Origin of the sequence: Leuconostoc gasicomitatum LMG 18811, assembly GCF_000196855.1 — a bacterium.
GTDB lineage: Bacteria > Bacillota > Bacilli > Lactobacillales > Lactobacillaceae > Leuconostoc > Leuconostoc gasicomitatum.
In genome coordinates this window covers 553,499-566,785 of the sequence record NC_014319.1, presented here as the reverse complement: position 1 = coordinate 566,785, position 13,287 = coordinate 553,499, and the positions used below count along the sequence as shown (strand labels likewise).

Annotated in this window: 11 protein-coding genes; 2 read left to right on the top strand and 9 right to left on the bottom strand. The window is 33.0% G+C overall.

What is annotated here, in order from left to right; all coding sequences use genetic code 11:
* The first annotated feature begins 131 nt into the window (after positions 1-131).
* Both LEGAS_RS02770 and LEGAS_RS02765 read left to right on the top strand, forming a co-directional pair.
* Positions 132-1,100 (top strand): thymidylate synthase, encoded by a 969-nt coding sequence (locus LEGAS_RS02770; protein ID WP_013231326.1) that lies wholly within the window; start codon positions 132-134, stop codon positions 1,098-1,100.
* A 30-nt stretch (positions 1,101-1,130) separates the two neighbouring features.
* Positions 1,131-1,628 (top strand): GNAT family N-acetyltransferase, encoded by a 498-nt coding sequence (locus tag LEGAS_RS02765; RefSeq protein ID WP_013231325.1) that lies wholly within the window; start codon positions 1,131-1,133, stop codon positions 1,626-1,628.
* A gap of 75 nt (positions 1,629-1,703) precedes the next feature.
* Here LEGAS_RS02765 and LEGAS_RS02760 read toward each other — a convergent pair whose 3' ends face one another.
* The 9 genes from LEGAS_RS02760 to asp1 are packed head-to-tail and all read right to left on the bottom strand — an operon-like array spanning position 1,704 to position 13,256.
* Positions 1,704-2,588 carry a glycosyltransferase gene (locus tag LEGAS_RS02760; RefSeq protein WP_242821466.1) on the bottom strand — a complete coding sequence of 295 codons (885 nt, stop codon included), beginning with the start codon at positions 2,586-2,588 and terminating at the stop codon, positions 1,704-1,706.
* A gap of 53 nt (positions 2,589-2,641) precedes the next feature.
* Positions 2,642-2,851, bottom strand: a complete 210-nt coding sequence (locus LEGAS_RS02755) for a hypothetical protein (RefSeq protein ID WP_013231323.1) — start codon at positions 2,849-2,851, stop codon at positions 2,642-2,644.
* A gap of 18 nt (positions 2,852-2,869) precedes the next feature.
* On the bottom strand, positions 2,870-4,198 hold the full coding sequence (gene gtfB, locus LEGAS_RS02750; RefSeq protein WP_013231322.1) for an accessory Sec system glycosylation chaperone GtfB: 1,329 nt from the start codon (positions 4,196-4,198) through the stop codon (positions 2,870-2,872).
* On the bottom strand, positions 4,191-5,699 hold the full coding sequence (gene gtfA / locus LEGAS_RS02745) for an accessory Sec system glycosyltransferase GtfA (protein ID WP_013231321.1): 1,509 nt from the start codon (positions 5,697-5,699) through the stop codon (positions 4,191-4,193). Before gtfA ends, gtfB begins: the two co-directional genes overlap by 8 nt.
* Before the next feature lie 14 nt (positions 5,700-5,713).
* Positions 5,714-6,721, bottom strand: coding sequence for a sugar transferase (locus LEGAS_RS02740; RefSeq protein ID WP_013231320.1), 1,008 nt, complete (start codon positions 6,719-6,721; stop codon positions 5,714-5,716).
* Between the two features lie 25 nt (positions 6,722-6,746).
* Positions 6,747-9,119, bottom strand: coding sequence for an accessory Sec system translocase SecA2 (secA2, locus tag LEGAS_RS02735; protein WP_013231319.1), 2,373 nt, complete (start codon positions 9,117-9,119; stop codon positions 6,747-6,749).
* 10 nt (positions 9,120-9,129) lie between these two features.
* Entirely contained in the window at positions 9,130-10,152 is a 1,023-nt protein-coding gene (gene asp3, locus LEGAS_RS02730; RefSeq protein WP_081457740.1) for an accessory Sec system protein Asp3, read from the bottom strand.
* Positions 10,133-11,674: an accessory Sec system protein Asp2 gene (gene asp2 / locus LEGAS_RS02725; RefSeq protein WP_013231317.1), complete on the bottom strand. Its 1,542-nt coding sequence runs from the start codon at positions 11,672-11,674 to the stop codon at positions 10,133-10,135. Before asp2 ends, asp3 begins: the two co-directional genes overlap by 20 nt.
* A complete protein-coding gene (asp1, locus tag LEGAS_RS02720) occupies positions 11,667-13,256 on the bottom strand; it encodes an accessory Sec system protein Asp1 (protein WP_013231316.1) in 1,590 nt (529 codons plus the stop codon). Before asp1 ends, asp2 begins: the two co-directional genes overlap by 8 nt.
* Positions 13,257-13,287 lie beyond the last annotated feature (31 nt).

Here is a 13,287-nt window from a genome sequence, read left to right as displayed (position 1 = left end):
GAAAAATCAGTGCGAAACTAGCATTATATAATATCTTTCAGCCTTGCTTATTAAACTAATTTTCGTTAGTATTTAAAGTAAGGAAATTTCGAAAGGAAATGCGCAAATGTCACATTTGCGCGCTAATAATTATGTCAAAAAATGAACAACAATATCTTGATCTTGCAAAAAAAGTACTTGATGAAGGCACCCAAAAAGGAGATCGTACAGGAACTGGCACACATTCTTTGTTCGGTACACAGATGCGGTTCGATCTTCAGGAAGGCTTTCCACTACTTACAACTAAAAAGGTTTACTTTGGCCTCATTAAATCAGAATTACTTTGGTTTCTACGTGGGGACAACAACATTCGTTTCTTACTACAGCACAATAACCATATATGGGATGAGTGGGCATTTAAAAATTGGATAGAATCTGACCAATACACAGGTCCTGACATGACTAATTTTGGTCATCGTGCCCAAAAAGATACGGCGTTCGCTCTCGCATATAAAGAACAAAAAGACATTTTTGTTGACAAAATATTAAACGATGATGAGTTCATGGAAACATTTGGTTATGTCGGTGATGTTTATGGTAAATTATGGCGTAACTGGGAAACATCTTCTTTAACTGCCGATACAGATACCATCGACCAAGTAAGTCGCCTAGTTGAGCAGATTAAAACTAACCCTGACTCACGCCGACTCATTCTAACCGCTTGGAACGCCGAAAAAACACCCCAAGCACCTTTACCTTCTTGCCATGTATTAAGTCAATTCTACGTAGCTGACGGAAAACTCAGTGTCCAATTATATCAACGCTCTGGTGATTTTTTTCTAGGTGTGCCTTTTAATATTGCCTCGTATTCACTATTGTTGCATATGGTAGCGGCTCAAACTGGTTATGAAGTTGGTGATTTCGTTCATACTATCGGTGACACACATATTTATAATAATCACACTGAGCAAATCACTGAACAACTCTCACGTCCAATGCACAAGCTGCCAAAACTTTGGTTGAATCCTGAAGTTAAATCCTTATTTGACTACACCATGGATGATATCAAAGTATTAGACTACGAAAGCGAACCAGCAATCAAAGCACCCGTTGCCGTTTAATGTTTTAAACGCACAACTGAAAGCATAAAAATGAAGATTAGACCACTTGAAAAAAAAGACTTACCCTATATATATCAACAAGAAAACTCACGAAAAGTAATGGCTTTATGGTTCCAAGAAGCCTATACATCATTTGATGAGTTAGAACTTCTTTATGAACGACACGTACTTGACCAGACTGAGCGACGTTTTGTTGTTGAAGATGATAAACAATTTATCGGTGTTGTTGAATTAATGTATATTGATGGCCTTCATCGACATACCGAAATACAAATTATTATTCATCCAGATCATCAAGGAAATGGCTATGCTCAAATGGCAATCAAAGCGGGAACTGAGTATGCTTTCAAAGTTCTGAACATGCACAAAGTTTATTTATATGTTGATGTTGATAATGATGCAGCAATTCATATTTATAAAAAAATTGGTTTTATTGAAGAAGGTATCCTTCGTGGCCACTTCTTTGCTGAAGGTAAATACCATGATAGTATGATGATGGGAATGCTTGTGACTGAGTTTATAAGTTGAAATAACTGAAGGGCGACACAATAGATAACTATTGTATCGCTTTTTTGATAGTCTATTTGAAATTGAAATTCTATATTAAGATAAAATTTCTTTTAAGCGCATGGCCATTTGCCACCAATCGATATCAAATTGATCACGATAACCAATTAAAGGGCTAGATGGTTTTGGTAACGGTAAAAAATGTTTGATTCGCACATTTTTCTCAGATAACGTCAATGATTCTTTATATTTTTCTGGTACCTGCCAATGATCTAAAAATGAGATATTTTCTTGATAATTGTATTCATGTGGCAGAATTAGAATATTTGGATTGAACTTTTGATTAATCAATTCTTGATCTGGGAAATGACTAAATTGACCATCATTGATATTATTGACGAGTTCATCAATTGTCCAATGCTGTGCGTACTGTTTATTATTGTATAGTAGTACCCCAGAATTAATATACTTTGAAGAATCAACAATATTATACGTGTCATTATATTGCTTCAATATTTGGTCATCTGCTGTATTTAAATAATGAAATATATCTAATACACCAGCTATTGTCTCGGTTTTTAATTGATTAAAAACATGATGAATGTCTGTATAAATTAGTGTATCTGCATCGAGATAAAGCATTTTATCAAATTCTTGAAATTCTATTGGTATGCCCAACCTTAAAAAAGTTACAGCCGGAAAACGTTCAGAAACATTATTTGTAATGCGGTTAATCCAATTTGGAAAACGCCAAAATGAAATTTTGATTTGTGGCTTCCCACTTAAACAAGGTAACTTTTTTATTGTTGCCTGCTGGGTTTCAAATGTTTTATCAGTAAAAACTAAAATATCAATTGTTTCTTCAGAAATATAATGATCAATAATAGACTGTATTGACACAGCTACTAACCACTCATATTCACCACTATAAGTGTAAAAAATGGCTTTTTTCATTTTAAATTTGCCCCTTCTAATTGACATGCTATTCCATGTCCAATTTCTAAACAAACATGAGTCAACTAACAAAATTTATACTATTTCATAAATAATTGAATAATAATAGCTATTAATCCAAATAATATTCCTAATGCCATAATCCCAGCTAACAGTGTTTGCATATTTTCATATTTATGTCGCACTTTTTTTTGATTTGGCACTTTATAACGCGCATACTTTAATCGCTCATTAATTTCACGCTGTACAGGATCTTGTTGGAATTGCTTATTATCATCTTTTTCGTTCATAAATCATCCCTCCAATACTTAATTAATGATGTTTTGATAGTCATCTATACTACTTTGATTTGCATGATTTTGTTGTAATATTAAAGCGTCCGATAACATTTGTCGATTACTCATGTATTTCAGAACCGAATTAACTAACTCACTACTATTATTTGTTGTAAATATATGTTCTGGTAATGTGAATTCTTGATTATGACTCGTATTGTCAAAAGTCAAAATTAATAAATTATTCAAAAATGCTCGGCGCACAGCAGACATTATTTCCATATCATGATTAATATCTAAGTAAAAAGCACAGGTTGTCAGTAATTCATCTATAACATGATATTCAATATTAGGGTATAATGTCACATTTTGATACTTCATCAATCGCATTAGTTTACTTGACATTTCAGTCAAAGCACCAATATTAAAGTTAACGCTAGGGAGAGCTTCAACAATTTGAGTAATTTGCTCTATATCATCAGAATTAGTTAATATCAATGCCTCATTTGGATCTTGATCATGTTTATTAATCGGATAAATGTAACCAACATATGATAATTGATGAGCTAAGTGTGGGTACTTATTTTGTACTTTATTGTAATCTATTTTATTTTGAAAAATAATTTTTTGAGTCCGGCCATGATGTTCTAACAAGTTAATCATATTACCAGGTAATATCATATCTTGCGCTAATGGTTCCTGCCAGAACAACAGATCATCTCCCGGTTGCTCTAACTGGTATGATACAAGAAAGGGTACAGACAATGAATTATATAAAATACGATTCATATCATTACCATATACACTTTTTAAATAATAAGTGACGAAATCTGCACGCGATTTAAAAATATATACTTGCTGATTTAAATTTAAAATAATATCTTTTGTAATGTGATTTTCAACAATTATTTCATGATTATCAACACTATAATATGTCGTTATCGTTGGTTGATTCATTATATTATAATTCGTATGCGCAAACTTATTGCCATTTTTACTATAATGGTCAACGCTGCGAATGTGCCCATTTAAGTCTAACCATTCAACTTTTTGAACATAGCGTTTATGAGCAAGATTTGGAACATAAATAATATTTGCCATTTTTTTATCTTCATCATAAATAGTGGCATCGTGATTGTTACCACGAATCTCCCAAAAATTAGGGCAGTCTACTTGATTAAAGTACAACGGACGGCCAACTTGCTCGTATATTTTTGTATAATATGAAAAAGGAGAACTGACATGATCTGGTAAAAAACCATCTTCTGTCACAACTACAGTTGCTTGATCATAACCAGCAGCTTTTAAAGAATCATGTAAATCACGACTTGATTGCGTGTATCTATCAAATAAATTAATCATTTAACGCCCTTTCGATCAAATTTTGCCATTTTTGTTGTACCTCATCGATCAAATAATCTTTTGCAATATTATAAGATTGCTGTTCAAAATCAGCTAGATGATGCTCTGTATAAAGTACAATGATATCATGCGTTAGTTTACTGATGATAATACTTATATCATCTGATTTATCATAAGTTATTAGGTACCCATTCTTTTTATTTTGAATAAAAGTTTGATTGCCATATCGTACATCAAATCCAATTATAGGTAATCCTGATCCGACCGCCTCCATTAACGTTAAGCCAAAACCTTCACTTGTCGAAGCGGAAATATAGGCATCATATTTTTGATAAACTTGTGTTAACTCTGAATGGCCCATTAGTTTAATATAATCCTGTGCATGGTTATCGTTAATGATTTTCCTGATTTTTTGTTCTTCACCACCTTTACCATAAATATCAAAAGTGATATCTGGAACAACCTCTTTTGCCTTAATCACAGCGCTTACTAGCCAATCAACATGCTTCTCATTTGCTAATCGAGAAGCCGTTATCAGCGAATGTGTCTTTCTTGCTTTTAACGGTATATGCAACTTATCTAAATTTCCAACAGGAATTGTAACAATATTCGGTGTGTATGCAGTGTATTGATCAAAGTGGCGTCTTAACACTTCTTCTTGTGACTGTGTTGCTGTGATTAAAAAATCAACATTTTTGACTTGATCAAATTGGTATTCATAAAAATTATTCCACAACACATTTTGTTCATCGGTTTGATTATCATTAAAATGTTCAGCATGAACAACAACACCCAATTTTGCTGGCGCACTATATTTAAAAATAGTACTTCCTATATTGGTTGCACGATCTAAAATAATAATATCCGTTTTTGTTAAATTTAAAGATTTCAGAAAATAAGCAATCAAACCATTTTTACCTTGTATGACTTGATTTTTTAGGCGAAACATACTACTTTCGCCATCAACAATTTCTTCTAAAGCTATCGAACCGTCTTGATTAAAAAAACGTCTCTCATACACATATGCCCTGTTATCTCTTGGTGTATAATATTCTGAAAATAATTTAGTATGCGTGTAGTAATCCTTACGAATTAATTTTCCTCGAGATACATATTCCGCTCGCTCCACAACGTTTTTATTTTTTTTTGCAAAATAGGCAGTTACCATTACATTTGCTTTATCAAATATATAACGTACATAACCCGTGTTCTGTTCAATACGATCAAATGACAGACTAAAACTATTTTCTAACTGTTTTAATGAATAAGATGTTGGCTCAATTTTAATATCTGAAAAATATTGATAAATCCAAATAATTTCATCATCAGTAAAACCAATGTTATGTGTTAAATGCTCAATATTATCTCCAGTAATAAGATCTAAAAAGACAAACTTGGCTTTTTGTTTCAAATTTCTAAAAATTTGTGCTCGATAAAGCTGCGCGTACTCAACGCCACTACTTGCCCAACCAATACCTAAATTAAAGCTATAAATCGTCATGTATCGTTCCTTTCTTAATAAGACAATATTTGATGCATAGTATCAATTAATATTTTTTTAGTGAAATAACCTTGACGAATTAAATATCCAACTCGTTTAACATTTTCAGCCATATCATTATACTGCGCTTTTGTTATATTTTTTATACGTTGATCTACCTCTGATAAAGATGGCACAACGATACCGATATTATTGTCTTCAATAAATTTTTGATTGGAAATGCCCTGATTCACAATGACTGGTAATCCAGATGCCAAATAGGTGCTTAATTTATAAGATAGGTTAATTTTTGAGTATTCACGCTCAAACTGATTTTTAGTGTTTTCACTCCATACTAAACCAAAACCGCGGTTCAAATGACGTAATATCTCGTTGTCTGGTAACCATCCCTGGTAACTCACTCGTTCATTTAAATTTTTTTCATCATATTGTGAAAAAACTTGAAGTTTTGTATCATTATGCCAACTTTTGACAAACGGAAAACGTGTGACTGATCCTGCGAAGTTAATCAACGGCTCAAATTTTGGCGCCGCTGGCATCAAACTAGTTGCATGGTCCCAAAGTTGTTGTATCACAATATGATCCATCACTAAGCCCTCACTTTTTAGTCTATTAGCCATTGCCTTCGAAGGCACAATCAATGTCACAGCCTTATTATACAAATTAATCGATCTTTGCATCAAATAATAATTATTTTCAAACATAAGTGGCACAACATCATGAATAAATACTGCAATTTTAATACCTGGATAACTTAATAGTTTATTAATAAATAGTTCGTCGAATTCAATGCCATTCCAGCTCGGGAGTTGAACAATAACAACATCGTGTGCTGAAACACCTGCTAACATACCATCAATACGCTTACGTATTTCTTGCGGCGTATCTGTATGAATCGGATATGAATAAATACCAATTTCATTAAATCCAAGTGATTTAGCAACCTCTGTTACCATATTTTGAGCAATCATGGCTGTACTGGAAGATGATTGACCATAAATATTTGTAATGTGAGTTCTCAATATTTTGTCCTTTCTAACAATCATGTTATGGAAATGAAACTGTGAGTTCACCGTTTTTTTCACGTTTAATTGTGCTTAACATAATATTTTTCAACACTAGTTTATCCACCTGTTTGCACATTTTTTGATAAGATATAATGGTTTCTTTTTGATATTCATAAAGCGGATTTTTTTGTGAATATCTTCTATCAGTTACAACCAGGCGTAACTGTTGTAAATTATCTACCTGTTCAATCCATCCAACATCGATGGCTTTTAAAACACAAACTCTTTGAAAATTAATCGTTTGGGTCGTCGATGCCATGACCTCGCGTTTTCTTTGTAGCTCCTCTTCTACCATCTTTAACAACTGAGAAGCCACATCATGAAAGTTATCGGGATCTAGAATGCTATCAGATTGTTTAAAATTATAATTAATATTATCTAAGATATATCTTTTAAGTAAATTTGATGTCAATTGCTTATTTTTTCGCAAAAAATTATCAATCTCTCGATGCGCTGCACTCAAAAGTTCTTTCTCTAAAGTACGGTTCATCCTTAATAATTTATTTCGTTCTTCATAAACTAATGTTCTCTGAATTCGCATGCTCTCATCAAACTCTAAAGCATTTAATCTTGCGACACGTCCCTGACTTTCTTCTGAGAATTGTGCCTTATTAACACTCGTTTTAAAACGATGCTGTGTTAATTCATGTGGATTTTCGACATTAAATTGTTCGGCAAATTTTTTATAATATCGATGAATACGCTCCGAACCGCGTTTAATGATAATATCATCTTCTAAACTAACAAAAAATTGGCTAAATCCAGGGTCTCCTTGTCGCCCTGCACGACCAGCAAGTTGCAAATCTATCCGTTTGCTTGTCATACGTTCAGTACCAATAACAGCTAACCCACCTAACTCCGAAACGCCCTCCCCTAATTTGATGTCTGTTCCTCTACCAGCCATAGCAGTTGCCACAGTCACTGCCCCCAATTGCCCAGCTTCAGCAATAATTGCTGCCTCTTTAGCAATATTCCTAGCATTTAACACATTATGTGGAATGCCTTCACGTAATAACATTTGTGAATAAATTTCAGATATTTCTACTGATCCTGTCGCCAACAACACCGGCTGCTGTTTTTGATAACATGTTTTGACCAAAGACATTGAGGCATACAATTTTTCTGGTAAATTAACATAAATTTTGTCAGGTAAATCTTTTCGAATCATTGGGCGATGCGTTGGAATAACAATGACTGTCATATTATAGGTTTCAATAAATTCTTCTTCATTAGTTTTTCCTGTACCAGTCATGCCAGCTAATTTTTTGAACATTCTAAATAAATTTTGATAGGTAATTGAAGCCATTGCACGTGTCTGTTGCGTAATATTGAGATGTTCTTTGGCTTCAATAGCTTGATGCAATCCTGATTGTAATTTTGTACCCGCCATAATACGGCCATTTTTCACATCTAGTAACTTTATTTCGTCTTTATCAATAACGTAATCATGATTACTTTTGAACAATTCTTTCGCTTGTAAGGCTAATTCAATATGTCTGATTAGTAAATAATTGTCAGTAGAGAATAAATTCGGCTTTTCGAAAAAGCACTTTGCTTGTTCGATACCTTGATCTGTCAACCAAACATGCTTTTTTTCATCATCCAAGGCATAATCTGTGCTTTCAGACAGCGTCAAAACAAATTGATCAGCGATATTAAATAGATTTGATTGTACCCGAGGTGATCCAGAAATAATCAGTGGTGTTTGAGCTGAATCTAACAAAATAGCATCTACTTCATCCAAAATGGCATAGTTAAACGTGCGTAAGAACTGTTTATCTTGACTAGCCACTAAATTTTCTTGTAAATAATCAAAACCAATTGCATCATTCGTTGTATATAAAATATCAGCTCGATATATTTCCTGCTTTTCTGTTACCGTATAATTATAATTTGGATTTTCATTAACACCCACTGCGACGGAAAGTCCCAACCACTCATAAACTTTTCCAAGTTCATGTGCATCACGAATAGCTAAATAACTGTTGGTTGTAATTAGCATCACACCCTCACCAGTTAAAGCATTTAAATAAATTGGTAACGTAGCAGTTAATGTTTTACCTTCGCCTGTCTTCATCTCAGCAATATTGCCTTGATGTAATACAATCCCACCTAAAACCTGTACATCATAAGGAAATTTTCCAAGTACTCTTTTATCTGCCTCTCTAATTGTTGCAAAAGCTTGTGGTAAAATATCATCTAATTTTTTACCACTATTTAGTTGTTGCTTCAACAAATTGGTTTGCTGTTTAAGTTCAACATCAGACATTTTAGACATTACATTGGTCAATCGATTGACTTGTCTTAAAATTTTTTGTGTTTTTCTTAGACGCATATTATCTAAAGTGAGCATTTTGTTCCTTTCAATGACCGACAAAATCAATATACGACTGTAAACGTGAAGATTTATCTAACAGAGTCCCCACAATTTTTAAATTTGCTATCAACGGCTCTACTTGATAATAAGTATGTTTTGATGTATTAACAAAATTTTTTTTTGCCGCGATAAATTGTTCATAACCATCGGTATAAATCACATTTTTTGACAGACTTATATCACCATAATCAGAGGACACGTAAGCAGTGCTTTGTGTTACTTTGGTTGCATAATACAACGCAGCAGCACTAGATACAGGTCCATAACCAATAAAATTAATCGATTGAACTTCATAAATCTTTTGTATTTGATCTAAAACAGCTATGATGTCATTTTCAACTTGATTATTCATGTAAAAACCACCATATAGTTTACTACTGGTAATTTGAACCACATCAGGTATTTGATTTAACAAATTGTCTGGGACGATACCAATAGTGCCAACTACAGGCTCAGTAAATAATACTTGCAACAAACTTGAGTTTGTTTCGTTATTTAAAATGTCAGATATATATAGTCCATCGTTATCAAAAAGCAATTGTTTCTCATGAATTGCCTCACTAATTTCAACATGATGAAAGACTAACTCTTGTAAGCCAGCATTGATTAGCGCCATACTATAAGCATACGCATTATTAGGATAAATGAATTTTCCAACGCCGTTCTTTATAGTCACGCTATCAATCATATCTTCATAACGATCATAAAATTTAAATTGCAGATACACTGTATTTTCGGGCATAACTGATGCATTCATTTTGATTTGATATTCGATACCATTCTCTAACAAAGGTAATGCAACAACTGATCGTTGTACTTGGTAACTGCTTGATGACAACCACGTGTGCACAAAACTCCCAGCTGAAAATAAATCATTTTGAAATGTAACATGGTCTTTAGTAACATAATTTATTATTGACCCATACATGTATGTTTCGCCAATGTGAGGTTGCCAATAAATAATAGCATTTTGATTAACCATACTGTTATCACTTTCTTTTGAATTCATCGACTAATATTCTCTGATATTGAGAAAAAAACCAATTATTAATTGCGGCTGAGTCATCATTATGTCGTCCAGCAATGCCTTTACTGATAATGATAGCCTGACTATGACTTAAACTCGTTAACAAATCATGATATGCGGTAGAATCGTAATCATCATCTTTCATATAAGCAATGGCAAATAATGTTTGATTGAAATTAGCCTGATCAAATTGCTGCCAAAATCGCTGATTTAACATTTCGGCATGCTTTACCGTGTTCCCACCAGTCATGGACAGTAATAAATCTAACGATGTTGGAAAAATGTTTGGTCTAACTAATTTCTCGTTCAAAGCAATATTGCCCAAGTTCACTAATGGTTTCCCAATAATAATAGCATGCGGTTCTAACTTGCTAGCATAATATAAGGCCCCAAATGTTCCCATAGACAAGCCAGATAAAACGAGCTGATCAGTCGTAAAATTTAAATCATTCATTTTTTGTTGAATAATTTGATAAATATTATTTTCAATTTCTTTACTTCCTATATAAAATGCCCCACCTTCTAAACGAGGATCTGTTATCAATAGAAATGGTGTCCCCATTTTCTTCATCATCCAGTAACCTTCAAATCCTTCGGCTGAACGATAACCAGAAAAATAGACGTTCAGCGGTGGCTTCATGTCCCCAGGATCAAAATAAGCCATAATTTCTTCATGCTTATTGTCAATCAATCGTTCGCCACCTAAAATAAATTGTCCGAATTTTTTTCTAGCCAACCGATTATGAAGATTGCCAACTTTAATATAGCCATCACCTTGTACTTGTAGCGAAACTGCCAAATAATAGGCTGATTTGGCATGACTTTCAATTAATAGCGGTGCAGTCATAGCCTCTCCCTTAACTATCCACTGCTTTAAAATGTTAGAAGTACCACTCTCAATCATTTGTACACTTAACGCCATCATCACATTCTCACTCGTGTCATATTCTAGCCACAACTCATGATTATGATCTGATTTTGCAGCAATATTATACTGCCATGACAAAGTGGATGTTAATGTTGTACCAAAATCACCCGTTAATAATAAATTCACATGACCATTGTACTGGATCTGACCATTAAAATGAGGTGATACCTGAACTTGATTAATATTAAGTTTTTCGCCGTATTGTCCAACAAAAAAATAGTGCGCTAAATCATAAACCACTTTCTCCTTAACGCTCATATCAATTTTGTATGCTTGATATCGTGCCAATAACTCAAGCAGTTGTTGATTTTCAATGATTTGATTTGAGTCTATTAAAATTGTATAAGGATTTGCAATTTTAAAAATCGGTTCAAAACAATCTAATTTATCACTATCAGTCAACAAAATCGCCTCAAACAATGGTGTTCCATCTTCATTATTTAATAACTTAGTAAAATAATCAGACACATTATCATTACTCACAAACTGCCAATCCATTGACTGATCAGCCAAGTTAAGCTGTGTCGCCCAATTAGTCACACCAACCTGTAGTATACGAATGATTTTATCAGCCATTTTCTTCACCTAATATGTGCCGCCATTTTCTGACAATTGCCCCATTTGTATACTGTCTCATTTGTTGAACGGCATACACAAGCGCAGTATTCCAATGGCTTAGTCCGATGAGATAGTAATCAATTGCTTTTTTTAATTCAGATAGATCTTGAATAATTAAACCATTTTGCTGATTTATAATATATGGTGATGCCGATAGATTAATTTGCGGAATACCAGCACTTATGCCAGCTATTTGTGTATAGATATTAGGTCTATGACTAATATCAATGATTAAACGAACATTTTCAAATGCTTGAATCATATCATTCTCTGTTGGAAAAGTGTGCATACTAATTCGTTTATACAAACTAACCCCCACTGGTTGTTGGGTATCGCCAGCATTATCCCTGTCCCCTAGTTTATTTTCATCTGTTGTGTTATCCATTTGTAAATCATTTAAAATAACATTATTATCCAAATGATAATATTCAACTAAAACTTGCTTAATATAATCGTCGATCTTTTCAGCATTATTTTCTTCAGAGCAAGTAATAGATAATGCAATTAAATTATTATCTGCCATGCAAGATAATATCGTGTACAATACAAAAATGATTTCTTCCTTCGACAGTTCCTGTGTGTTGAGTAAGATTGTCAATTCTTTATATTGTTGACTGATGCCTAATTGAAATCTTGTGTCGTATGGTGTAATGTGCTGTAATTTATTGACTAAATGACTATTATTTTTTGCAACAACAATTTCTTTGATATCTTCTAACTGACCAATAGTGTCCGCAATCACAATATCAGCTAGTGATAATTCATCAATAAGTAACTGTTCATTTTTTTTATATTCGTATCTGTTTTTAAAAAAAGAAAGCACCAAATTACTCGGACGATACGATAAATTCAATAATAGCTGATTATATTTTTCATTCGCTGCAATAATTAAAGTTGCATGCTTGAGATCAGACTCATTCGCAAAATGATAATTAATCATTTCTTGTATCAGATCATTTAAACTGTGATATGTATTTTTTTTAAATCGGTGATAACTCATAGGATTAATAACAATTTTTTCTGATTCAGTTAAATATGTCACGCGAATTTGCCAAATACCACTAACATCAAAGTACTCTTGAACTGTTTTTTTACCAGCACTAAAATAAATAATACTAGACAAAAAACCTCTATCATCAAAAATAAGTGTTTTACTGATCTGATCGTCATCAAAATAACTAACACTCGATAATTGAGATTCTAATCCAAACGAAATATTGGCAAATATTTTCCCTGCCAGAATCACATTGACACGAAAAGGTGTGTAGACAAATTCTGATTCTATTGGCCAACTCAAATCATTAAAATCCACAATTTTGTTGTTAACATCTTCTATATTTTGTATCATATCAAAAACTGACCAATATTTGTTTAATGATAGATTTTGTTGATGTAGAAAACACCTTATTTGAGGTGAGTATTCGCAGATGATAGTCTCTGAATTTTCATGCACAGCTTCAAACATCCTGATTTGATTAACAGTGTCATCAAAAGTCGTTGCTTTGCTTTCACCATACCAATAAGGTACAAAATAAAACATAATTGATGCCTCGTTTCTAAACAAATAATCG